Source organism: Kitasatospora sp. NPDC087271 (genome assembly GCF_044744605.1).
Classification (GTDB): Bacteria; Actinomycetota; Actinomycetes; order Streptomycetales; family Streptomycetaceae; genus Kitasatospora.
In genome coordinates, this window is record NZ_JBIUYQ010000044.1 from 10,523 (window position 1) to 35,815 (window position 25,293).

The 25,293-nt window shown below is 72.8% G+C and carries 7 protein-coding genes; 1 reads left to right on the forward strand and 6 read right to left on the reverse strand.

What is annotated here, in order from left to right; all coding sequences use genetic code 11:
• Window positions 1–20: 20 nt before the first annotated feature.
• The 5 genes from ACIO9K_RS36915 to ACIO9K_RS36935 are packed head-to-tail and all read right to left on the reverse strand — an operon-like array spanning window position 21 to window position 23,421.
• The gene (locus ACIO9K_RS36915) at window positions 21–19,343 is read right to left on the reverse strand and encodes an SDR family NAD(P)-dependent oxidoreductase (protein WP_400336262.1); all 19,323 of its coding nucleotides are present in this window, start codon (window positions 19,341–19,343) and stop codon (window positions 21–23) included.
• Window positions 19,340–21,334: an asparagine synthase (glutamine-hydrolyzing) gene (gene asnB / locus ACIO9K_RS36920; RefSeq protein ID WP_400336264.1), complete on the reverse strand. Its 1,995-nt coding sequence runs from the start codon at window positions 21,332–21,334 to the stop codon at window positions 19,340–19,342. The genes ACIO9K_RS36915 and asnB overlap by 4 nt, the downstream gene beginning before the upstream one ends.
• 11 nt (window positions 21,335–21,345) lie before the next feature.
• The gene (locus tag ACIO9K_RS36925; protein WP_363626110.1) at window positions 21,346–21,600 is read right to left on the reverse strand and encodes a phosphopantetheine-binding protein; all 255 of its coding nucleotides are present in this window, start codon (window positions 21,598–21,600) and stop codon (window positions 21,346–21,348) included.
• A gap of 3 nt (window positions 21,601–21,603) precedes the next feature.
• The gene (locus ACIO9K_RS36930; protein ID WP_363626112.1) at window positions 21,604–22,449 is read right to left on the reverse strand and encodes an acyltransferase domain-containing protein; all 846 of its coding nucleotides are present in this window, start codon (window positions 22,447–22,449) and stop codon (window positions 21,604–21,606) included.
• A gap of 9 nt (window positions 22,450–22,458) precedes the next feature.
• Window positions 22,459–23,421: a LysR substrate-binding domain-containing protein gene (locus ACIO9K_RS36935; RefSeq protein ID WP_363626114.1), complete on the reverse strand. Its 963-nt coding sequence runs from the start codon at window positions 23,419–23,421 to the stop codon at window positions 22,459–22,461.
• A gap of 764 nt (window positions 23,422–24,185) precedes the next feature.
• On the opposite strand from ACIO9K_RS36935, the gene ACIO9K_RS36940 reads away from it, so the two are divergent.
• Window positions 24,186–24,761, forward strand: a complete 576-nt coding sequence (locus ACIO9K_RS36940) for a MarR family winged helix-turn-helix transcriptional regulator (protein WP_400336267.1) — start codon at window positions 24,186–24,188, stop codon at window positions 24,759–24,761.
• Window positions 24,762–24,915: 154 nt separating this feature from the next.
• On the opposite strand, the gene ACIO9K_RS36945 is transcribed toward ACIO9K_RS36940, so the two are convergent.
• Window positions 24,916–25,293, reverse strand: a 378-nt coding sequence (locus ACIO9K_RS36945; RefSeq protein ID WP_400336269.1) for an amidohydrolase family protein, incomplete at its 5' end; no start/stop codon positions are given.

Consider the following 25,293-nt stretch of genomic DNA (forward strand, 5'->3'; position numbering starts at 1 on the left):
GGGGCGGTCCGCGGAACGGCCTACCGCAGGCCCAGCTCCTTGCGGATGACCGCGTACCACTCCTCCGTCATGCGCCGGGCGGTGGCCTCGTCGAACACGTTCGCGTCGTACTTGAGGAAGACCTTGAACCCCTCGCCGTCCCGGTAGGACTCGGCGGAGAGGACGTACTCCCCGGCGTAGGGCAGGTCGTCGAACAGCCGCAGGTCCAACTCCCCGGGCGCGGCCGGGGCCGCGTTGGTCAGCAGGTCGGCGCCGTCGAAGTTCTGGAACAGGAAGTTGGTCAGGACCAGCGGTTCGTCGTCCGCGCCCACGGCCCGGGCGATCTCCAGCAGCGGGTAGCCGCCGTGCTCGATGCCGCCGACCACCTTGCGCTGAAGGGACTTCAGCAGCTCGGGGAAGCCGCCGACGGCCGTGCAGCGGATCGGCAGGCAGTTCGCGAACTGGCCGACGACGTCCTGGAACCGCTCCTCGTAGCGGGCGACCGCCGTCATGCCGAGGACCAGGTCGTCCTGCCCGGTCAGCCGGTGCAGGAACCGCACGTACGTCGCGAACAGCACGGTGGCGACGCTGACCCGGTGCTCGCGCGCCGCGTCGGCCAGGGCGGCGGCCAGCGGCGGCGGCAGCTTGACCGTCGCCACGTCCACGCGGGGCATCCGCTTGGGGTCGTACGGCCGGTCGTAGGGCAGCGCGAGCGCCGGTCGATGACCTGCCAGCTCCCGCAGCCAGTAGTCCCGGTGCTGCCGCGCGCGCGGGCCGGCGAGCAGCGCCTCCTCCCAGGCGACGAAGTCGCCGTAGCCGGCGCGGCTCAGGCTCCCCCGGCCCTGGTAGGCCTCCTTGAGCGTGCGGATCAGGATCGCCGTGGACGTGCCGTCCAGCAGGATGTGGTGCGCGGTGATCAGCAGCAGGCGCCGCCGCCCGGCGAGGGAGACCAGGTGCGCGCGGACCAGCGGGCCCGTCGCCAGGTCGAACGGGAGGTTCACCAAGTCCCGCAGCCCGGCCAGTTGGGCGGCGCGCTTGGTGGCCGTGAGGTCGACCCGTTCGAAGGACGGCGCCCGGCCCGGGTCGATGTCCATGAACGGCACGCCGTCCCGCTCGCCGAAGACGGCGCTCAGCACCGGATGGATGCCGCTCTGGGCACGGACCGCCCGCTCCAGGGCGGCTTCGTCCAGCTCGCCGTGGATCTCGAAGAGGAGCGGGAGGTTGTAGGCGGTCGACTCCGGCGAGCGCTGCTGGTCGCGGTACATGGTCAGCTGGCCGCACGAGAGGTTCCACCGCTCGCCCGCCGGGCCGGCCTGGGCATCCGCCGTGGCCGTCGCGGCGGCCCCTGCACCGGCGAAGTGGGCGCACAGGCCGTCGACGGTCTCGACGTCGAAGAGCAGGGTCGCGGAGACGTCGTCACCGAACTCCTCGCGCAGGGCGTTGGTGAGCTGGAGGACCAGGATCGAGTCCAGGCCGTAGTGGGTGAGCGGGGCCGCGGTGTCGATCCGCTCGGCCGGGATGCCGAGCACGGCCGCGGCCTTGTCGAGGATGAGCGCGGACAGGTCGGAGCGCGACGCCGGTGCGGCGGAGGGAGCGGGGGCGGGCGCGTGGCTCGCGGCCGGCGGGGCGGGCGCGGGCTCCGGCCGGGGCGTCGGCACCACGGTAGGCACCGCAGCAGGCACGGCGACAGGCGCCGCGACAGGCGCCGCAGCAGCCGCCGGCCGGGTGACGCCCTTCGGCCTGGTCCCGACCGCCTGCCGGGCCACCCCGTCGCTCTCCGCCGCGATGACCTGCTGTCCCAGCGGCAGCGCCTGCGGCAGCGGGAACACCACCGTCCCGAAGCCCTCCCCCGCCAGCACGTCCCGCCAGTTCTCCGGCGACAGCGCCGGCGAGCCCGGGATCCGCAGCGACCGGTCGTCGAACAGCCACCAGCCTTCCAGCAGCCCGAAGGTGACGTGGCTGAACAGGTCGAAGGCCGACAGCTCGTTCAGCAGCAGCCACCCTCCGGCCCGCATCGCGGCCTTGGCGTTGCGCAGGGTGTTGCGGGTGTCCTTGGTCGCGTGCAGCACGTTGGCCGCGATCACCAGGTCGAACCCGCCCTCGCCGACGTCCTGCCCGGCCAGCGGCCGTTCGATGTTGAGCAGTCGGCAGTCCAGGTAGGGCACGCCCGGCCCGTAGGTGGCGCGGGCGTGGTTGAGGAAGGCCTTGGAGAGGTCCGTGTAGACGTACGTCTCGATGCTCTCCTGGTACGGCTTGAGCGCGGCGAACATCCCGGCGCTGGTGCCGCCGGTGCCGGCGCCGATCTCCAGGATCCGCAGCCGCGCCCCCGGTTCACGGCGCAGCCGCTCCGACACGACGGCGACGGCGGCGCCGGCCATGGCGCGGTTGAACACGTCCGCGACGTGGTTGTTGCGGTAGCAGCCCTCCACCAGCTCCACCGAACCGCGCGGGAACATGACGTCGGTGGGCCTGGTCCGGCCGGTCACGATGTCCGGCAGCGCCCGCAGCATGGCGGAGGCCAGCCGCAGTTCGGCCTTGCGGTCGGCGTCGGCCGACCAGGACTCGCACTGCCGGTCCCACTGCGCGAGGACGGCCTCCGCGAGCACGCCCGCCGTGGACACGGCCTCCGTCGGCCCGGCCGACACGGTGGCCCGCCGGGCGTGCTCCAGCCAGTCGGCGTACACCGGCAGGATCGCGGTGCGGTCGACGGTCGCCAGCTGGGCCGCCAGGACCTTCGCCAGCCACGGGTCCCGCTCGGTCCGGCGCCACCGCACGACCTCGTCCATCAGGCCGTCCACGCTCTCCGGCGCGAGCAACAGCTCGCCGCGCACCCGGGAGGGCGTCCGGCCGTGCACGGTGACCTGGGTGGCGCGGTCGAAGTTCGCCAGGGTGTTGTGCTGGTTGGTCTTCACGAAGGCCAGCTGCCGCTGTTCCCCGCCGAGCAGGGCGTCCAGGGCGGCGAGCCCCTCGCGCGGCTCGATCGACACCAGGCCGACCCGGCTCAGCCGCTCCCGGTAGAACTCGGAGGTGACGCTCCCGAGGTTGCCCCACCACCCCCAGTTCATGACCCTGACGGGGGTGTCCCAGTGCTGTCCGAGCGCGTGCGCGTAGGCGTCGCTGAAGGTGCAGCCGGCCGCGTAGTTGCCCTGGCCGGCCGCCGTCGTGAAGGACTGCATCGACGACAGCAGCACGGCGAAGTCCAGTTGCTCGCCGTCGAAGACCTCGGCCATCGCCGTCGTGACGTCGACCTTGGCCGCCAGCCCCGCGCGCAGGGTGGCCTCGTCCATCCGGGCGAAGGTGCTGTCCCGCAGGACGAGCGCGGCCTGCACGACCCCGTCGATCCGCGGGTGGCGCTCCTTGACCTCGCCGACGGCCCGGCGCAGCGCGGCCGGGTCCCCGGCGTCGGCGCTGAGGTAGCGGACGGTGCCGCGTCCCTGGACGGAGCGGAGCCGTTCCTCGATGGCCGCGTCGGGTGCGCTGCGGCCGATCCAGGTGACGTGCGCGCCGTACTGCCGCACCACGTGCTGGGTCCAGGCGGTGCCCAGGCCGCCGGCGCCGCCGATCACCACGTAGACGCCGCCCTCGCGGTAGACCGGTTTCGCGGGCGTCTCGCACGGCGCCCAGTGCCGGGCCAGCCACTGGCCGGCCCGTCGGACCCAGGCGTCCTCGGACGAGCGGGCGGGCAGGGCGGTGAGGTCGGCGGGCCAGTCGGGGCCGTCGAGGTCGACGCGCCGGACGGTCCACTGCTCGTACTCGCGCCCCAGGGAGCCGAACAGGCCGTGCAGCCCGGCGTGCGCCGGCTGGACGGGGTCGTCGGCGTGGGTGGCGAGCGCGCGGGTGGTGACCAGCGTGATCCCCAGCGGCCGGGCGTCGTACCCGGCTCCGATCAGCGCCTTGATCAGGCGGAACGCGGCGACGACGCCGTCGTTCTGGGCGGCCGTGTACCCGGCGGCGTCGACGGGGTCGAGCTTGGGCTCGGGCGCCGTCCAGACCAGGTGGTCGACCGGTCCGAGGTCGCGCAGTGCGGCGGTCACCTCCTCGACGGAGGCGGACGGCGGCAGCGACCAGGTCAGGGCGCCGTCGAGCGGTGTCGGTCCGCCGACGACCAGGACCCGGTCGGTGTAAGCGGGCACGGGCGCGTCGGTCGCGGTGATCGAGTCCCAGACGGGCGCGTACAGCGCGGGTTCGCTCCGGACGGTGCGGCGCGAGGTGTAGCCGGTCAGCCGCACGCAGACCGCGCCGTCGGCGTCGACCAGGTCGATGTCGAGCTTGTCGAGCGGCCCGGCCGCGCCGCCTCGCACCACGGCCCACATCGCCGACTTGCACGGGGCGAACAGGTCGAGCCGGTCCAGGGCGAACGGCACGGCGGTCTCCCGCATGCCGGTGAGGTGGGGCGCGACGGCCGCCTGGATCGCCGAGTCCAGCATCGCGGGCGCCAGCGGTCCGGGCTCCGCCGAGCTGGGCAGGGCCAGTTCGGCGAGGACGAGACCGGAGCCGACGTGTGCCTGCCGGATCGCCCGCAGGCTCGGGCCGTGGTCGATGCCCATCGCCACCAGGGCCTCGTGGATCCGCTCGCCGGACACGGTCTCCCGGCAGTCCGCGCGCAGCGCGGCGAGGTCGACCGGTGCCGGGCGCGGGGCGTCGGACGGCGCGATGGCGCCCTCGCAGCACACGGTGGAGCCGGTGCCGATCTCGAACCGGTGCCCGCCCTGCTCGCTCGCGCGGACCTCGACCCGGACGTCGACCGGGGTGTCCGAGACCTCCAGCGGCTGCACCCACGTGACGTTGCGCATCCGCACCCGGGTGGCGCCCAGCGCCTTGCGGGCGAGTTCGAGGTAGGCGACCGCGGGCAGGAGGTGACGGCCCTGCACCACGTGGTCGCGCAGCAGGCCGTCCGTGCGGGTCAGCGTGACGTTGTTGCCGTTGCCGCTGGCGCCACTGTCACTGCTGCCGTTGCCGTCGGCGGTCGGGGCCCAGTGGCGGTCGCGGGCGAACGGGTAGGTCGGCAGCGGGATCCGTCGGCCCTCGGCGGGCACCCGGTCCTCGTCGGGCAGCCGGGCCGGGACGGTGCCGTCCAGCACCCGGACCAGCTCGTCGCGGTCGCGGACCACGCAGGCGAAGCGGTGGGCGAAGCGCTCCCGGCCGACGGCCAGGGTGTAGGCGAGGTCACCGAGGTCGATCGACGCGTGGGCGCGGACGTGGAGCGCCAATCGGCGCCGCTGTTCGAGGAGTTGATCCTCCGTCCGCGCCGAGAGGACCACCACGTGGTCCGTCCGCGGCGCGACGGCGGTGCGCGCGACGGCGTCGGTGGCGGCCGGGGCCTCCTCGATCACCAGGTGCGCATTGGTGCCGCTGGCGCCGAAGGAGCTCACCACCCCGCACCGCGGCACCCCGGCGGGGCTCTCCCAGTCGTGGGTGCGGGTGCTCAGGTAGAACGGGCTTCCCGCCAGCGGGATCGCCTCGTTGGCGGCCTCGAAGTGCAGCGAGGCGGGGATCTTCCGGTGCTTGATCGCCAGCAGCACCTTCAGCACGCCCGCGATGCCCGCCGCGAACTGGGTGTGGCCGATGTTGGTCTTCAGCGAGCCGACCGCGCAGTACTCCGTCCGGTCGGTGCGGGCGCGGAACGCCCGGTTCAGCGCCTGGAACTCGATCGGGTCGCCGAGCTTGGTGCCGGTGCCGTGCGCCTCGACGAGTCCGATCCGCTCCACGTCGACGCCGAACCGCTCGTACACCTCGCCGAGCAGGCTCTCCTGGGACACCGAACTCGGCGCGGTGATCCCGTTGGTGGCGCCGTCCTGGTTGACGCCGCTGGCCTTGATCACGCCGTGGATGTGGTCGCCGTCGGCCAGCGCGTCCGCGAGCCGCTTGAGCACCACGACCCCGACGCCCTCGCCGGGCACGAAGCCGTCGGCGCGGTGGTCGAAGGTGTGGCAGCGGCCGGTCGGCGACAGCATCCCGGCGCGGCCCGCGAGCCGGTACAGCCGTGGCGTGGACTGGAGGAACACCCCGCCCGCCAGCGCCATCGAGGTCTCGCCGGACCACAGGTCCTTGCACGCCAGGTCGATCGCCACCAGCGAGCTGGAGCACGACGTGTCGACGGCGATCGCCTGGCCCTTGAGGTCAAGGAAGTACGACACCCGGCTCGGGATGACCGAGGTCATGTTGCCCCACAGGGTCTGCGCCGGCGCCTCCGGATCCAGCAGCCCCTGGTAGTCGCCGGCCCACGCCCCGACGTAGACGCCGCAGCGCGCCCGGCCCATCCGGCCCGCGTAGCCGGCGTCCTCCAGTGCCTTCCAGGACTCTTCGAGCAGCAGCCGCTGCTGCGGGTCCATCACCGCGGCCTCGGTGCCGGAGATGTTGAAGAACATCGCGTCGAACTCGTCGATGCGGTCGAGGAAGCCGCCCCGGGTGCAGGCGCTCAGGCCGTCGAGGTCGAACCGGGTCGCCTCGGTGACCAGGTCGTCGCCGTCGGCCAGGTGCGTCCAGAGTTCGTCCAGCGAGTCGGCGCCGGCGAACCGGCCGCTCATGCCGATCACCGCGATCGGTCCGCGCTCCGCGCTCCCGGTGCCGCTGTGCGGCTGCCCGGCCGCCACGGGCCGCACGACCGGTGGCGGGGCGCTCTCCCGTTCGTCGGCGGGCTCCGTCGCTCCCTCCGTGTGGACGATGACGCCCCGGTACTCGGCGAGCAGGTGCTCGGCCAGCCGGTCGGCCGTGCTGAAGTCGAAGACCACGCTCGTCGGCAGGTCCAGCGTCAGCGCGCCGTTGAGCTGGTCCACCACGCGGATCGCCAGGATCGAGTCCAGGCCGTAGTCGGCGAACGCCAGCCCGCCCTCGACCTCCTCGACCTCCATCGCCAGCGCGCGGGCGATCTTCTCCCGCACCACGGCGGGCACGATCTCGTCCAGTCCCCTGTGCGCGACGGCGGGTTGGACGATCGGCGCCGCGATCGGTGCCGCGACCGGCGCGGGCGTCGGCACGGGCTCGGGTACGGCCGCGAGTGCGGGTGCCGGCGCCTGCCGGGTCAGGTCGCCGATCCAGAACCGCTCCTTGGCGAACGGGTACGTCGGCAGCGACACCACCCGGCGCGGCGCGCCCTGGTGCAGGCGCTCCCAGTCCACCTCGGTACCGGCAGCCCACAGCGCCGCGAGCTTGGACAGCTTGCCGGCCGCGATCCACTGCCGGACCAGCAGTTCCTGGAGGTCGCCGTCACCGGTGATCTCGGCGAGCAGTCCGCCGGATTCCCCGGCGGTGCCCCGGTGCCCCCGGCCGCCCCGCAGGGCCGCCCTCAGCTCCGCCGTCGACGAGACGGCGACCGCGTACCGCTCGGCCATCGCCTCCCGCCCGACCTGGAGCGTGAAGGCCAGGTCGGCGAGGGCGGTGTCCGGGTTGCGGTCGAGGAATCCGGCCAGCCGGTCGACGGACGCGGTGAGCTGGTCGGGAGTCCTCGCGGAGAGGACGACGACGTGTTCGGCCTGTCCGGCCTGTTGGGGTTGTCGGGCTTGTTCGGCGCCGTTGTTCGCGCCGTCGGTGGGCTGCACGGAATACTCCTCGACGATCACGTGTGCGTTCGAGCCGCCGGCACCGAAGGAGGACACCGCCGCGATCCGCGGGCCGTCGGAGTGCCACGGGCTCAGTTCGCGCTGGACCCGGAACGGGGTCCGTTCGAAGCTGATGTTCGGGTTGAGCTGTTCGGCGTGCAGGCTCGGGACGAGTTGCCGGTGCTTGAGCTGGAGCAGGACCTTCGTCAGGCCGGCCACCCCGGCCGCGGCCTCCAGGTGGCCGATGCCGGACTTCACCGAGCCGATCGCGCAGAACTGCCGCTCCGCGGTGTCCTGTTCGAAGGCCTTGGTCAGGCCCGTGATCTCGATCGGGTCGCCCAGTTCGGTGCCGGTGCCGTGCGCCTCGACGTAGCCGACCTGCCGGGCGGAGACCCCGGCCTGGTCCAGCGCCCGCCGGACGACATCGGCCTGGGCGACCGGGCTCGGCACGGTGTAGCCGGTGGAACGGCCGCCGTGGTTGACGCTGGAGCCCCGGATCACCGCGAGCACGCGGTCCCCGTCGGCCACCGCGCGGGACAGCGGCTTGAGCAGCACGCACCCGACGCCCTCACCGGGCACGAACCCGTGGCCGCCGGTGCCGAAGCTGCGGCAGTGCTGGTCGGGCGAGAGCATCCCGGAGCGGCACAGCTCGACGTAGTCCAGCGGGTGCGCGTAGAGGTTCACGCCACCGGCGATCGCCACCTCGCAGGCGCCGCGCCGGAGTTGATCGCACGCCTCGTGGATCGCGGTCAGCGAAGCCGAGCACATGGTGTCGATCGTCAGGCTCGGCCCGCGCAGGTCGAGCAGGTAGGAGGCGCGGGCGCTCAGCGAGGCGAACGACAGGCCGGGCACCACGAGTTCGCCCGAGGGCAGCCGGCCCACCTCGTGCCGGGCGTGGCCGACCTTGGTGACGCCCGCGAACACCCCGACCCCGTGGCCGTGGCGCTCGGCGAGGCGCGCCCTCGTGTACCCGGCGTCCTCCAGCACCTCCCACGCCGCCTGCACGAACAGCCGCTCCTGCGGGTCCATGGCGTAGGCGTCGCGCGGGGCGATGCCGAAGAACCGGGGATCGAACGCGGCGAAGTCGTCCAGGAAGCCGCCCCACTTGCTGTAGCTGCGGCCGGTGGCCACCGCCGTGTTGCGGTCGGGCTCGAAGAAGCCGTCCAGCGACCAGCGGTCCACCTCGCGGACGCAGTCGCGGCCCGCCGTGAGGTTCTCCCAGAACTCGTCCAGGTCGGCGGCGCCCGGGTAGCGGCCGCTCAGCCCGATCACCGCGATCGGCTCGTCGGCGCCGGGCGCCGGCCGGTCGGGGACGGCGGTCGGCCGAGCGCTGGTGGCCCGCTGTTCGGCAGTCGCCGCCGGCTGGTCGCCCGCCACCGGCCGGTCGGCCGTGGCCGCCTGCGGGCGCGCCGGTTCCCGCCGGAGGCCGGCGAGTTGACCGGCCACGGCCCGCAGGGTCGGGTGCTCGTAGAAGATCGTCGAGGAGACCTCGGGGTAGGTCCGCACCAGCTCCCGGTTGAGCTGGATGACCATCACCGAGTCCAGGCCGATGTCGACCAGCGGGCGGTCGGGGTCGACCGCGCCAGGGGCGAGCCCGCTGACCTCGGCGAACAGGGCGAGGAGGTGGCCGAGGACGTTCGGGTCGGCGCCACGGACGGGAGCCTCCGGAACGGGAGCCGTCGGTGCGGGAGTTGTCGGCGCGGCGGCCGGGGCCGGTGTTCCGGTCGGCACCCGCGTCGGGTCGCCGTGGTGCACCCACACCTGGTCCGCCCCCGCGTTCCAGGCGTCGACCAGCGCCGTGAGCCCGGATTCCGTGGGCATCGGCACCAGCCCCCGGTCCTCCCAGAGGTAGGCCCGGGTCCGCTCGCCGACCTGCATGCCGCCGTCCTCCCACAGCGGCCAGGCGATGGACAGGGTGCGCCCGCGGCGCAGCCCCTCGGCGACCCGCGCGTTGCGCACGGCGGCGAACTCGTCGAGGAAGGCGTTGGCGGTCGCGTAGTCGGACTGCCCCGGGTTGCCGGTGACGGCGGCGCCCGAGGAGAAGGTCAGCACGAACTCCAGCGGGCAGTGCCCGGTGGCCCGGTCGAGGTGCACGAGGGCGTCCACCTTGGTCGCGAGGACCTCGTCCCACTGCTCGGCGGTCTTGTCCGCGAGCAGCGAGTCCCGCACCACGCCGGCGGCGTGCACGATGCCGGTGACGGCGCCCGCCTCGGCGACCAGGTGCCGCACCTCCTCCCAGCGGGAGACGTCGGCGCGCACGTACCTCGCGTCCGCGCCGGTCTGCCGCAGCTCGGCGAGCAGGCGGTCGATCCGGCCGTCCTGCGGCGAGCGGCCGGCCAGTACGACGGTCGGCCGCCGGACGTCGGCGGCGATGCGCCGGGCCGTCGAGGCGCCGATCCCGCCGGCCCCGCCGGTGATCAGGTACACGCCGCCGTCCCGCCAGGGCTTGCCGGAGGCCGTTCCCGCACCCGGGCCCGGGAGTTCGGCCGGGGCCCAGCTGCGCGTGTGCCGGACGCCGTCGCGGTAGAGCACCAGGTCGTCGGCGGCGCGGGCGTTCTCCGCGACGGCGGCGGCCAGGTCGGTGCCGTGGACGCCGTCGACGCCGATGACCTGGCCGACGATCCGCGGGTTCTCCTTGGTGACGGTCCGCAGCAGGCCCGCGAGAGCGAGGTCCGCCGTGACGACCTGGACGAGCGTGGTGCCGTCCCGGGCGTCGAGGCCGCGGACGGTCTCCAACAGTTGCCACGACAGGTCGCGGAACCGGCTCTCCGGCCGCTGCTTGGCCGTGTCGAGGCGGATCGCCTCGGGTACCTCCCCGTCGACCCCACACAGCACGACGACGCGCCGGTCGTACCGGCCGGTCGCGGCGACGGGCGTCGGCGTCCAGCGGGCGGTCAGCAGGGTCGTGCCGCTCTCCTGCCGGGTGCCGGGGGCCCAGAAGCGGTCCCGGGCGAACGGGTATCCGGGCAGGTGCGCGCGCCGGGGCGTGCCGTCGCCGAGCAGCGAACGCCAGTCGACGGCGCCCCCGCCGACCCACCGTCCGATCGGCTCCGGCTCGGCTCCGCGCTCGCCGGTGGCGACGAACGCCCGGAGCCCGTCGACGAGTTCGGAACGGGACGAGACGACCCAGCCGACCCGTTCCGCCATCTCCTCGCGGCCGACCTGGAGGCTCCACGCGACGGACCGCAGCGACACCTGCTCCGACTCCGGGGACTCCAGGTAGGCGAGCAGGCCCCGGGCCCGGTCGGTCAGCTGCCGGGCGGTGCGGGCCGACAGCGGCACCGCGACCGGCCCGCCGTCGCCCTCCCCGTCCCGGTCGCCGCGTACGTACTCCTCGACGACCACATGGGCGTTGACGCCGCCGAACCCGAAGCTGCTCACCCCGGCACGCCGCGGCGCGGGGCCGCCGGCACCGCTGCGGGGGCGCGGCCAGGCCTCGTTCTCCCGCACGATGTGGAACGGGCCGCCGGCCAGTTCGATGTACGGGTTGACCTCCTGGAGGTGCTGAGTCGCGGGCAGCACGCCGTGCTTGAGCGCGAGCAGCACCTTCAGCAGCCCGGCGATGCCCGCGGCCGACTCCAGGTGGCCGATGTTGGTCTTGACCGAGCCGAGGCCGCACGCCCCGTCGTCGCTGCGGCCCAGCCGGCGGAACGCGGTGCGCAGCGCCCGGACCTCCACCGGATCGCCGAGGGCCGTGCCGGTGCCGTGGGTCTCGATGTAGCCGATGGTGTCCGGGTCGAGGTCGCCGACGGCGGCCGTCACCAGCTCGGCCTGGGCGTCGGCGTTCGGCGCGGTCAGCGAGTTGGCCCGGCCGCCGTGGTTGTACGCGCTGCCCCGGATCACCCCGAGGATCGCGTCACCGTCGCGCTCCGCCGCCGCCAGCGACTTGAGCACCACCACCCCGACGCCCTCGCCCCGGACGTAGCCGTTCGCGCCCGCGTCGAAGGTCTTGCAGAGGCCGTCCGGGCTGAGCATGCCCGCGCGGTGCGCGCTGACGAAGGTGTCCGTGCTGAGCAGCACGTTGACCCCGCCCGCGACGGCCAGGTCGCAGGTGCCGGAGCGGATCGCCTCGATCGCGCGGTGCACCGCCACCAGCGAGCTGGAGCAGGCCGTGTCGATCGGCTCGCTCGGGCCGCGCACGTCGAGCAGGTAGGAGATGCGGTTGGCCAGGATCGAGTGCGTGGTGCCGGTCGAGGTGAAGGCGTCCGGTCGCACGCCGAGCGTGGCGAGCAGCGTCGCGTAGTCGTTGCCGGTGACGCCGATGAACACGCCCGTGTTGGTCGGCAGGTCGGCGGGTCGGTACGCGCTGTCCTCCAGCGCCTGCCAGACCGTCTCCAGGACGAGGCGGTGCTGCGGGTCCATCAGTTCGGCCTCGCGCGGCAGGATGCGGAAGAAGCCGGCGTCGAAGGCGTCGACGTCGTCCAGGGCTCCGATCCGTTGGGGGAAGTCCTGGGCCTCGATGGCTTTGCGCTGCTCCTCGTCGTAGCGGTGCAGCGGGAACGCGGTGACGGAGTCCTTGCCCGCCAGCAGGTTCGCCCAGTACTCGTCCAGGTCGCGGGCGCCCGGGAAGCGCCCGGCCGCGCCGATGACGGCGATCGGCCGACGCGGGTCGGGCCCGGTGCGGACCGGCTCCGACTCCGGCTGGGGCTGGGACTGGGGTTGGGGCTGGGGTTGGGGCTGGGGTTCGACCTTGATCTTGACCCCGGCCTCGGCCTTCACCTCGGCCTTCACCTCGGCCTTCGCCGTGGCACCGTGCTCGTCGACCAGGTGGGCGCCCAGCGCCTCCAGGGTGCTGACGTCGAAGAACACCGCCGGGCTGACCACGACCCCGAACCGCTCGTGGATCTCCTTCGCGAAGGTCACCAGCGAGATGGAGTCGAAGCCGAACGCGTCCAGTCCGGTAGCCGGGTCGAGCTCCTCCGGCTCGAACTTGAGGATCTCGGCGGCGATGGAGCGCAGGACGTCCACGACACCCGACACCGCCGACACCGCTCGTACATCCTGCTCAGCCGGTACGACCGGCTCCCGCTCTCGCACCGGGCGGGCCTGCGGCGCCGGACGATCGCCCGGCGCCACCCCTCCGGTACCGCGCCGCACCCCGGCCAGCTCCCCGACGACCTCGCCCGTGCCCCCGAGCAGCAGGATCCGGTCGTCGCCGAGGACCACGTGCGTGACCGGCGAACCGGCCCGCACCCGGATCTCCCCGACCTGGTTGAGCGCGACCAGGGTCCAGTCCGGCGCCCCGGCGCGCTTGGCCTCCCACTGCACGCCCTGGGCGATCGCCGCGAGCACGAACGGCTCGACGGTGACGTTGCGCCGGACGTGGTCCTGCTGGAACGCGGGACTGCCGATGGTCAGCACCGTCCGGCCGTCCGGCGCGCGGAACACGCCCTCGACCGCGCACGAGGCCGGCTTGTAGTCCAGCCCGCCCTCGGCCAGTTCGGCCAGGAACTGCTCCCGGGTGAGGACCTCCCGCAGTCCGGCCGGCTCGACCCGGCCGGACGGCGCCGTGGCCGCCCCCCGCACGGTGAACTCGACCGCCGCCGTCCCGTCCCCGGTCCGGACGGTGCCGTGGCCGTCGGCGAACTCCGTGACGAGCCGCGTGGTCGTGGACCAGTCGACCGGCCGCAGCACCCGCAGGTCGTGAACCGACGCCTCGGCGGCGAACCCGCTGACCTTCGCGGCGGCCAGCGCGAGGTCCACCACGAAGGTGGGCACGATGGTCGGCGCCTTGGCCAGCCGGTAGCCGTAGTCGAGCAGGTCGGTGAGGTGGACGTCCAGGGCGTAGCGCAGGCCCCGGACGTCGGATTCGTTGCGCCCCAGGAAGGGGTGCAGCCGCTCGCGCAGCGCCAGCGGGGCCAGCACGGACGGTGCGCCGTCGGTCTGCTCGATCCAGCAGCGCACCTTCTCGAACGGGTAGGCGGGCAGCGACACCCGGCGTGCCGTCGGCAGTTGGTCCCAGTCGACGCTCTTGCCGCCGGCCCAGGTGGCGGCGAGTTCGTGCGCGGGCAGCTCCCGCCGCCCGGCCAGGTAGCCGTCGACGGCCGCCAGCGCGGACCGCCGGTCCCCCGCCACGAACGCCCAGCGGTGCGGCAGTTCGTTCTTTCCGACCCGCAGGGTGTACGCGATGTCGGGGAGGTCGGCCTCCCGCGCCCCGGCGAGGTGGTCGCGGAAGACGGCCAGGTAGCGCCCGAGCGCGGCCTCGTTCATCGCCGAGAACACGAACAGCTGCTCACCGAAGGGCTCTTGGCGAACCGGCCGTTCGGGGTACTCCTCAAGGATGATGTGCGAGTTCATGCCGCCGGCGCCGATCGAGGTGATGCCGGCCCGCCGGGGGTGGGTGACCTGGCGGCCGTCCACCTCGGTGACCATCGGCTGCCAGTCGGCGAGCTTCTGCTGCACCTGGAACGGGGTGTCGGCGAAGTCGATGTCCGGGTTGAGCTCCGTGCTGTGCAGGGACGGCGCCAGCTTGCCGTGCCTCAGTTGGAGCAGCACCTTCGCCAGGCCGATCATGCCGGCCGCCGCGAGCAGGTGCCCCATGTTGGCCTTGACGGACCCGAGGGCGCAGAACTGGCGGTCCTCGGTGTACTTGCGGAACGCCGACGTCAGGGCGCGGACCTCGATGGGGTCGCCCAGCGCGGTGCCCGAGCCGTGCCCCTCGACGTAGCCGATCGTCCTCGGGTCGACGCCGGCGTCCTCGATCGCCTTCTGGATCGCGTGCGCCTGCATGCCCGGGTTCGGCACGGTGAAGCCGTTGCGCGTCCCGGCGTTGGACAGGGCGGTGCCCTTGATCACGGCGTACACGTGGTCGCCGTCGCGCTCGGCGTCGACCAGCGGCTTGAGCACGACCGCGCCGACGCCCTCGCCGAGGATGGTGCCGTCCACGCCGTGGCCGAAGCTGCGGATCACGTCGGAGGTGCCGGTGGTGAAGTGCTCCTCCGAGGAGGTGATCAGGTTGTACGGGTGCAGCATCAGGTTGACGCCGCCCGCGACGACCATCCGGCACTCGCCGGCCCGCAGCATCTGCACGGCCTGGTGCACGCACGTCGACGAGGCGGAGCACATGGTGTCCAGGAAGATCGACGGCCCGGTCAGGCCGTAGAAGTAGGACAGCATGTTGGGCAGCGTCCCGGTGTAGCTGCCGCTCTGCGGCGCACCCCTGGTCAGGCTGTTCTGGAAGCCGTACAGGTTGTAGTGGTTGCTCATGGTCCCGACGAGCACGCCGACGTCGCCCTGGTAGCGGCGGTGGATGGTCTGCCGCGAGTAGCCGGCGTCCTCCAGCGCCTCCACGCCCGACTGGAGGAACAGCCGCACCTCCGGGGACATCTGCTCGGCCTCGCGCTTGGAGATGCGGAAGTAGCGGGGGTCGAACTTGTCGAGGTCGCGCAGGAAGGTCCCGGTCCGGATCACGCTCTTGCCGCGGACGGACCGGTCGCTGTCGTGGATGGCCTCGTGGCCCCAGCGGTCGGCGGGCACTTCCTCGAAGGTGTGCCGGCCGTTCTCCAGCAGCTCCCACAGCTCGTCCATCGTGTCGGCGCCGGGGTAGCGCCCGGACACTCCGATGATCGCGATGTCGTGCCGGTCGTCGCGCGCGGGTTCGCGGACCACGGTGACGGCGGACGCGGCCGGGGCCTCGAACCGGGCGGCCGGGGCCTCGGGCTGGACCGCGGGGGCCTCGGGCTGAACGACCGGGGCTGCCGAGGCTTCCGGGGTCTCCGCGGTTTCCGGGCTTTCCGGGGTTCCGGCCTGACCGGTCGCCCCCAGCACCGCCTCCAGCTGCGCCCGCCTGGTCTCCACGAAGTGCGCGGCCACCTCGGCGATGTTCAGGTACTCGAAGAAGATCGTCTTGGACAGCGGCCCGAACACCTTCTCCAGCTGGGCGGTCACCCCGAGGATGCTCAGCGAGTCGATGCCGTACTCGATGAGGTTGGTGGCCGACTCGATGTGCTCCGGGTCGTGCCGCAGGACCTCGGCGACGACCCCCCTGAGCAGTTCCTCGGTGCGCCGCAGCAGGTCGCCCTCGCCCGCGCCGCCGGACGGAACAGCGGACGAGGCGGCGGCCGGGGCCACGGGGGCCGGGGCCGCCCGGCGTTGCGCGGCCAGGGTGGCCTTGGCGCCGTAGGCGACGACGAGGTGCGCGGGGGCGTCGGCGAGCAGGGCCCGGCCGAAGGCGCGCAGCCCGTCCTCGGTGGGCAGGTCCTCCCAGCCGCGCTCGCGGCGCAGGGAGTCGCGGGTGACCTCGTCCAGCGTCATGCCGCCGTCGGCCCACAGCGGCCAGCTGATCGCGACGGTCCGGCCGCTGCGCTCGCCCGCGTCGACCAGCGTCCGGCGGTGCCGGGCGAAGGCGTCCAGGAAGGCGTTGGCCGCCGAGTAGTCGGACTGCCCCGGGCTGCCGTAGACGCCGGCGACCGAGGAGAAGAGCGCGAAGAACTCCAGGTCGAGGTGGCGGGTGGCGGCGTCGAGGTTGAGCGTGCCGCGGACCTTCGGCGCCGTCACCAGGCGGACGTCGGCCAGGTCCTTGCGCAGCAGGTACTGGTCGCGCAGCAGGCCGGCCGCGTGCACCACGCCGTCGAGCGACCCGTGCTCGCGCACGATCGTGTCGACCGCGGCGCGCACGCCTGCGGCGTCGGCGACGTCGACCGGCAGGTAGTGCGCGTCGACCCCTTCCGCGCGCAGGGCGTCCACCGAGCCCACCGGGGAGCGTCCGCTCAGGACGACCGTCGCCCCCGCGCGGCCCAGGTAGCGGGCGAGGTGGCGGCCGATGCCGCCCAGGCCGCCGGTGACCCAGTAGACGCCGCCGGCCCGCAGCGCGGGCACCTGCGGTCCGGCGTCCAGTCGCGTCTCGACGGGCTCCAGCACCTGCCGGGTGCCGTCGGCGGTGTAGCGGACCTCGGTGTCGGCGGAGTCGTCGGCGCACTCCTCCCGCACGATCCGCGCGAGCTGCTCGGCGGAGGCCGCGTCCAGGCCGGCGACCCGGACGACCCGGCCCGAGACGAGCGGGTTCTCCAGGGCGACGCTGCGGAACAGGCCCGCCAGCGGTGCGTGGAAGTGGGCCGGCACCCGGGCGTCGACCAGGGCCACGAAGCGGTGCCCGGTCCGGGGAGAGGACGCGAGCACCTGCTGGACCTCGGCGAACACCTGCTCGGTCGCGGCGTCGACGCCGTCGGCCGGGCTCGCCCGGGTGATCTCCGGCAGGGTCAGGAGGTGCGCGGTGCGGGTGGCGCCGCCGTCCGCGTCCAGCGGCCGGTCGGTCCACCGGGTGGTCGCCGTGACGACGCGCGGGCCCGCGTCGGTGGTGCGCTGGGCGAGCCCCCGCAGGCTGGCGCTGATCACGCCGTCGCCGTCGCACAGGTCGATGTCGAAGGTGGTGAGCGCCCCGGAGCCGGCGCTGCGTCGCACCCAGGCCCAGGTCTCGGCGGGGCAGGGCCGGTACACCTGGAGCTCGTCGAGGGTGAAGGGCAGCGTCGGGCCGGCGGCGGCGCCCGTCAGGACCACGGAGGTCTGGAAGGCGGCGTCCAGGACGCTCGGCGGCAGCACGCAACCGTCGGCGCCGGTGGTCCGGATGCGGGCGATCGCCTCGTCACGGCCCAGCCGGAGCCCGCGCAGCGCGCGCATGGCCGGGCCGTACTCCAGGCCCTGGGCGCGGAAGGCGGCGTAGACCTCGTCGGTGCCGCGGGTGGTGCGGCAGGCGGCGCGCAGGGCGTCCAGGTCCAGCGGCGGCGGGTCCGGCAGGGTGACCAGTCCGGCGGTGCCGGTGCTGTGGACCGTCTCACCCTGCCGGAACTCGAACGCGATCGCGTCCTCGCGCGGCGTCAGCGCGAGGTCGATGTCGACCGGTTCGCCGACGACGATCGGCCGCAGCCACGCGAGGTCGCGCAGCCGGACGGCCCCCTCCCGGGCCGCCGCGCGCTCCACGGCGGCGCGCGCCATCTCCAGGTACGCGACCGCGGGCAGCACCCGCCGGCCGCGGACCAGGTGCGAGGCCAGGAAGGGCTCGGCGCCGGTGAACGTGGAGGTGTAGCGCTGCTGCGCCAGGTCGGAGGTGTTGCGGTGGACGAGCGGGTGCAGCAGCACGGCGCCCGGCGCCTCGGCCGGCGGCGTGACGTACCAGTGCCGGTCCCGGGCGAACGGGTAGGTCGGCAGCCGGACGCGACGCGCCCCGGGATGCCCGGGCCAGTCGGCGCCGCCCCCGTTCGCCCAGTCCTGCGCCGCCGCGACCAGTTCGGCCCCGGCCCCGGCGGGGTTGCGCACTTCGCCGTCCGCGACGGACTCCAGCGCGGCCACGAGCTGCTCCCGGTCCGAGACCAGGAACACGGCCCGGACCCGCATCGCTTCGCGGCCGACCTGGAGCGTGTGGGCGATGTCGGCCAGCGCCTGGCGCGGCCGCAGCGGGGTCTCCGGTGCCAGCAGGTGGTCCCGCAGGCCGCCCGCGAGCACCCGCAGCCGCTCCAGGTTCTTCGCCGACAGCGGGACGACGTACGGCCCCGCGGGCTCGGCGGTGCGGTCGGCCGGCCCGCCGAGGTGCTCCTCCAGCAGCACGTGGGCGTTGGTCCCGCCGAACCCGAACGAACTGACGCCGGCCCGGCGCGGCACCCCGTCGCCGCCCGGCCACGGCCGGGTGTCGCCGACGATGTAGAACGGGCTGCCGTCCAGGTCGATCAGCTGGTTCCTGGTCCGGAAGTTGACCGTCGCCGGGAGGGTCCCGGCGGCCATCGCGCCGATCACCTTGACCACGCCGGCCACGCCCGCGGCCGATTCCAGGTGGCCGATGTTGGTCTTGATGGAGCCGATGCCGGTGCTGTCCGGCCGCGGTGACGTCCCGTGGGCGTCGTGCAGGCTCTGGAAGGCGCGTTTGAGGCCGACGATCTCGATCGGGTCGCCGACCGGCGTGCCGGGACCGTGGGCCTCGATGTAGCTCACCGTCTCGGGCGTCACACCAGCGCGGGTGTAGACGTCCTCGATCAGCGCGGCCTGGGCGGCCGGGTTGGTGACGGTCAGCGAGTTGGTCTTGCCGCCGTGGTTGGTGCCGACGCCCTTGATCACCGCGTGCACGGGGTCGCCGTCCGCCAGTGCCCTGGCCAGCGGCTTGAGCAGCAGGACGGCGCCGCCCTCGCCCCGGACGAAGCCGTCCGCGTCCTGGTCGAAGGCGTGCGAGCGGCCGGTGGGCGAGAGCATGCTCGCCTTGCTGAACGCCACGAACAGCTTCGGCGACCAGCACAGGTTCACGCCGCCGGCCAGCGCCAGGTCGCAGTCGCCGTTGTGCAGGGCGGCGACGGCCTCGTAGAGCGAGACCAGGGAGCTGGAGCAGGCGGTGTCGTTGGCGATGCTGGGGCCGTGGAAGTCGAAGTAGTAGGACAGCCGGTTGGCGACGATCGAGTAGGCCGTGCCGGTCGGGAAGTAGGCGTCGGTCGGCACGTCGTCGCGTTCGATCAGCTCGGCGTAGTCGCCGTGGCACAGGCCCATGAAGACGCCCGTACGGCTGCCCGCGAGTTCGCCCGCCCGGTAGCCCGCGTCCTCGATGGCCTTCCAGGCCAGCTCCAGTGCGAACCGCTGCTGCGGGTCCATCGTCTCCGCCTCGCGCGGGGAGATGTTGAAGAAGGCGGCGTCGAAGCGGTCGGCGTCCTCGACGAACCCGGCCCAGACGCTGTACGTCTTCTCCTCGCCGCCGCGCGGATCGCCGAAGTAGCGTTCCTTGGACCAGCGTTCGGCGGGCACCTCGGTGATCAGCGAGCGTCCGGCCGCGAGGTGGTCGAACAGCTCGACGAGGGTGTCGGAGCCGGGGAACCGCAGGGCCAGCCCGATGATCGCGATGTCGTCGGTACTCATCGGCTCTCCCCCACTCGCTGCACGGCACGGCGGTTGTCCACGGTCACCCGCAGGTTCAGCGCGGCGCTCGACGCGCCGGCCGGCGCCGTACCGCCGCCCCGCACGAACTGCTGGTGGAGCACGGCGGTCGTCAGCAGGTAGAGGAAGGTCTGGTCCTCCTTGGTGCTGACCTCCTCCACCGGCGAGGTCATGACCTTGTCGACCAGGCGCCGGGCGAACTTCGCGTCCAGGCAGCCGATCCCGGCCAACTCGTGGTCGGACAGCAGCAGTTCCAGGTAGTCCGGGCGGCTGTCCTTGAAGGCGGCGCTGCCCGGCGCGCGGTAGGGCTGCTTGGGGCGGCTGGTGGTCCACTCCGGGAGCTCGGCGCGGAACGCCTTCTTCAGGATGGCCTTCTCGACCTGGCCGTCGTCGTAGCGCAGGTTCACCGACGCGGCCGCACGCACCACCGCGGGGTCGAGGAACGGGCAGCGGTTCTCCACGCTGTGCGCCAGCGCGGCCCGCTCACCCTGCGTGGACAGCAGGAATCCGGGCAGCAGCGTCTTGTACTCCAGCCACTGCGCCTTGTGCATCGCGGGCATGTCCGGGTAGCCGGGAGTCCCGGCGACGAGGTCGAGCAGGTCGGCGAACGGGTCGATCCGGTCGGCGAGCAGCCGGGCCGCGAACCTCCCGTTCTGGTACCGCATCTCGTGGGAGAACAGGCCCGGCAGCCGTTCCACCGAGAACTGCTGGTACAGGCCGAGCAGATGGGCCTGGTGGGCGGAGCCGAAGTGCTCCAGCTCCGGGTGCAGGCCGGCCAGCCGGGTGCGGCGCTCGCCGTCGGTCAGCTCGTTCCACCGCGCGCGCAGCAGGGTCTCGCGGAACAGCGAGTAGCCGAGGAAGGCCTCGTCGGCGCCCTCGCCGCTGAGGATGGTCTTGATCCCGGCGTCACGGACGTGCCGGGACAGCAGGAACATCGGCACGAACGAGGTGCGGAAGGTCGGAACCTCCGCGTGGTACACGGCGGCCGGGAAGTGCTCGGTGATGTCCTCACTGGTGATCGGGACCGCGGTGTGCAGGGTGCCCAGGTGCTCGGCGACCAGGCGCTGGCTGTCGGACTCGTCGAAGGACTTGTCCTGGAACGCCACCGAGAAGGTGCGGACCTCGTACGGGGAGAGCTGGGTGGCCAGCCTCGTCACGATCGAGGAGTCCAGGCCGCCGCTGAGGTAGACGCCGACCTCGACGTCGGAGCGCAGCCGCAGCTCCACGCTGGTGCGCAGGGTCTGCCGGAGCATGTCGATCGCCTCGGCCTCGGTGCCGTCGAAGCCGGGCACGTCGAAGTCGAGGTCCTCGTAGGGGCGCAGCGAGCGGCGGCCCGCGCTGATGGTCAACACGGAGCCCATCGGCAGCTGGCGCACGCCCCGGAACGGCGTGCGGTCGGGCAGCGGCGTCCACGCGGCGTAGGTGGTGGCCAGCTCCCTCGGGTCGAACTCGAAGCGGAAGCCGGGGAAGGCGCGGAACGCCTTCATCTCGGACGCGAACAGGAAGTCCCCGCCCGCGTCGGCGTAGAACAGCGGGCGCTTGCCGTAGCGGTCGCGGGCCAGCACCAGGTCACCGGTCGCCGCGTCCCTGACGGCGACGGCGAACGCGCCGTTGAACCGGGTGAAGCAGTCCGACCCCCACTGGATCCAGGCCTGGAGCACGACCTCGGTGTCGGAGTGGTCGGTGCGGAACGGGCGGCCGAGGCGCTCCAGTTCCGCGCGGAGTTCGATGTGGTTGTAGATCTCGCCGTTGAAGCAGATCCAGTAGCGCCCGGAGGGGTCGGACATGGGTTGCGAGCCACCGGCGAGGTCGACGATGGCCAGCCGCACCGCCCCCATGGCCATGCCGTCGTCGAGGTAGTAGCCCGCCTCGTCCGGCCCGCGGTGGTGGATTTTCGACAGCATCGAGGTGATGACCTCAGCGGTGGCACCGGGGTGCAGCGAGGTCGAGAGGAAACCAGCCAGCCCGCACATGATCCGTCCTTCTACTTCTTCGCGGAGATCTTCTTGGTGACGAACTCGTCGATCGCGGTGAGCGAGACGAAGACGTTCACGAGGATGTCCTCCGGGGAGATCTCGACGGAGAACTCGGACTCCAGGAACTTCATCATCCTGACGTAGCCGAACGAGTCGATGACCCCCGCCTTGAACAGGTCGGTGTCCGGGGTGATCACGTCGTCGAACTCGAAGAGGAAACGGTCTTCCAGGTACAGCCGGATCGTGTCCGTCGTGGTTGCCATGTGTCAGACTCCAGCCCTGATTTTGAAAACCATGTGAGTGAGGGCCAGGCCCCCGATTTCGGTGAATTCCAGCTCGGCGTCGCCGTCGAGCAGCCCGCGGACGCTGTCGGTCCAGCGCACCGGGGCGACCAGCTGCTCCGTGAGCATGCGCGTCACCTGTCCCGGCTCGTACGGCCGGCCCGTGACGTTGGAGATGACGGGGGTGTCGGGATCGGCGAACTCGAACTCCGTCAGGAACTCGGCGAACCGCACCCTGGCCGGCTCCATGTACCGGGAGTGGAAGGGCGCGCTCACCTTGAGCCGTACGAAGCGGATCTCCCGGCGCTCCAGGCACGCGTGCGCCGCGTCCAGGACCGGCGGGGTGCCCGCGATGACCACCTGCGAGCCGGTGTTGAGGCCGGCGATGTCGACGCCGTCGACGCCGTCCTCCGCGAGGATCTCCAGCAGTTGTCCGGGCGGCGTGTTCATGACGGCGGTCATGCCGCCCTCGGAGGCCGCCGCCATCAGCTCGCCGCGCTTGGCGACCAGCCGCAGCCCCGTCTCGAAGGCGAAGGACCCGGCCGCGAGCAGCGCGTTGTACTCGCCCAGGCTGTGCCCGAGGTAGACGTCCGCCTCCCGGTCCCCGTGGTGGACCCGCTCGAAGGTCCGCAGCGCGTTGACGACGAACAGCGCCGGCTGGGTGTACTCCGTGCGGCCCAGCAGGCCGTCCGGGTCCTCCGTGCACAAGGAGACCAGGTCGTACCCCAGCACGTCCGAGGCGTACTGGACCAGCCCCGGGTACCGTTCGAAGACCTCTGCCCCCATTCCCTTTTCCTGACTTCCCTGACCAGCGAAGATGACTGCCAGCACGACGCTCCCTCAACCCATGACTACCTGCTGACCTGCACTGACCTGCGCCCGACCCGCCCCGACCTGCCCCCGGCCCGCCCCGACCGCGACCGCGGATCTGAGCACGTCCAGGAACGCCCTGCCGCGGCTGCTCATGGCCAGCTCGGGCATCACGGCCGCGCCCAGGGTCGCGGGCGGCAGGTCTCCGACCAGCTCGACCTCGCGGACCCTGCCCCCGTCCAACGTCGTTGCGGTTCGGGCGGGTTGATACATCAAGGCGAACCCGGCACCGGCGGCCACCAGGCCGCGCAGCGTCTCGATGCTCGCCGCCTTCACCACCCGCGGCATGCGGACGCCCGCGCGGGAGAACATCCGCTCGGCGTGGCGGAGCACGCTCGGGACGTTCAGGGCGACCAGCGGTCGACCGGCCAACTCGTCCAGAGCGAGCGGGCCGGCCAGGCCCGACGGGTCGTCATCCGCCAGCAGGGCGTGCACCGGCAGATCGACCAACGGGTGGAACCTGGCGTCGCCCGCCAGGAAGTCGTACGTCACCGCCAGTTCGCACCGGCCGTCCCGGAGGAACTCCAGCAATCGGTCGGCGGACGCCTCGTGGAGGTTCAGCTCCAGCGCCCGGTGCCGTTCCCCGGCCAAACGGTGGACCAGCGGCAGCAGGAACGGGGCGATCGGGAAGAAGAACCCGACGTCGAGCTGGCCTGCCGTGTCGCCCGCCAGGGCGTCGCCCTGCGCCTTGAGGCTCCTGGCCTGCCCCAGCAACGCGCGCGCCTCCCGCAGCAGGTGGCGACCGCTCGGCGTCAGGGAGACCCCACGGGCATGGTGACGGAGCAACAGCTGAACACCGAGCTGACGTTCCAGCCGCATGATCGCCGACGAGACCGTCGACTGCGAGGCGCACAGCTTCTCCGCCGCCTCCGAGATGTTGCCGATCTCGGCGGAGACGACGAAGTAGCGCAATTGAGTGAGACTGAATCCCAAGCGATCGGTCATAGCGCGCGGAAACCTTTTCCCGGAATCTGGCCATGCGGATTTTCGGGGTCGGCGGTGCGACCGCCGGAGAAATTCTGAATTCGGTGACGAACCACGGGCGATCAGCCCGCGGCGGATCCGTGAAAGGCGCGCCGGGGCGCGGTGACCGGCCTCGGTACGCAGGGCGACGGCGGCCCGTGGCGACCGCGGCGGGCCGCCCGTGCGGAGCCGGTCACGCCGACGCGTTCCGCTCCGGGCCGTTCGAAGTGTTCGAGCAGTACGGCGGGTTCATACCCGTCGCGGCGTCAACTCGACTTTCTCGGCGCGCTGCCGGGCGATGCGGGCCCGGCAAGCTGCCGGTCCGATCTGCTTGACGCCGACGCGCGCAAATGGCTGGACACCGAGCTATTCCGGTCCAGTACTATCTGCCGGAGGTAGCCCAATCCCGGAATCGTTCCAGGGAACGGGATGACGGGGACATGTGCGATGACCATGGTGACACTTTCCTCAGCTCCGGTCATAGACGAGAAGCTATCGGGCGGGATGTCGCGGTCCAGGCTCATATGACATGAGCAGATCAACTACACAGAGAGCAAAAAACCGGACAAGTCTCCGATGAGCGTGCCCAGGTCGCCCAGCTCGAAGCGGGCCACGTGTCATACGGTAACTGAAAGGTTACCGGTTAACAAGTTGGAGCATGTGCACGAATGGATGAAACGCAGGCGGTATGGCAGCTGTGGGTACAGAGCCGTCCTGACCTCGACCTTTCGTCGATGGAGATCATCGGCGGCCTCCGACACGCCCACGCGATGCTGGAGTTCCTCCTTGAACCGGTGTTCGAAGCGGCGGCCGTCAGCTCCTCGGAGTTCGACGTGCTCTACCACCTCCGCCACTCGACCGAGCCGACGATCGCGCGTCGCCTCGCCGCCTCGATGGGGCGGTCGCCGGCCGCGCTGAGCAAGGCGCTGGCCAAGCTGGAACGGCGCGCCCTCGTCGTCCGGACGGTGAATCCCGCGGACCGGCGCGCGGCACTGGTCTTCATCACCGACGCGGGCGCGGCCGCCGTCGACGACGTCATGCCCAAGCGCCTGGCCATCGAGCAGCAGGTCCTCGGGGCACTCAGCGACGGACAGAGCACGCAGGTCCGGATCGCCCTGCGGCGTCTCGCCGAAGCCATCGAAGCCCAGGCCCTGCGCAGCCCGCCCGCCGCCCCGGAGACCACCACCACCCCGGCCTGGACTCCGCCGCGTTCACCGTCACGCGAGTCCCCGTCCCGCCCCCCTCGGGCGCCCCGGCGACAGCTCGCCAACGCCAAGCACCCCCGAAGCGGCTACCCGACGGAGCTTTGAGCGGTACCGCCATCGGTGACTCGACTCGGCCGACAACACGTGGACTTCGGGCCCGGCGGCGATCGCGATCCTCGAAGCCGAAGTGGTGCCCGGCGCCCCACCGCGGACGCCGGCGGACCGCGGACCGCGGACCGCGGCTCCGCCACCCCGCCGGTCAGCCGGCCCGGGGCAGCAAGCGTTCGCCGCCGAGGACCCAGCGGCCGCGGCGCATGACGGCGACCAGGTCGTAGCCCTCGGAGTCGAGCACGACCAGGTCGGCCTGCTTGCCCGTCTCCAGCGAGCCGATCGAGTCGGCGAGGCCCAGCAGGCGGGCCGGGGTGGCGGACAGCGACTCGACGGTCTGGTTCAGCGTCAGGCGGTCGACGGTGAGCGAGCGCTTGAACGCGACGTCCAGCGTCAGGGTGGAGCCCGCGATGGAGCTGCCGTCCGGGAGCATCGCGACGCCGTCCTTGACCTCGACCTGGAGCGGGCCGAGCGGGTAGAGGCCGTCGCCCATGCCGGCCGCGCCCATCGCGTCGGTGATCAGGGCGAC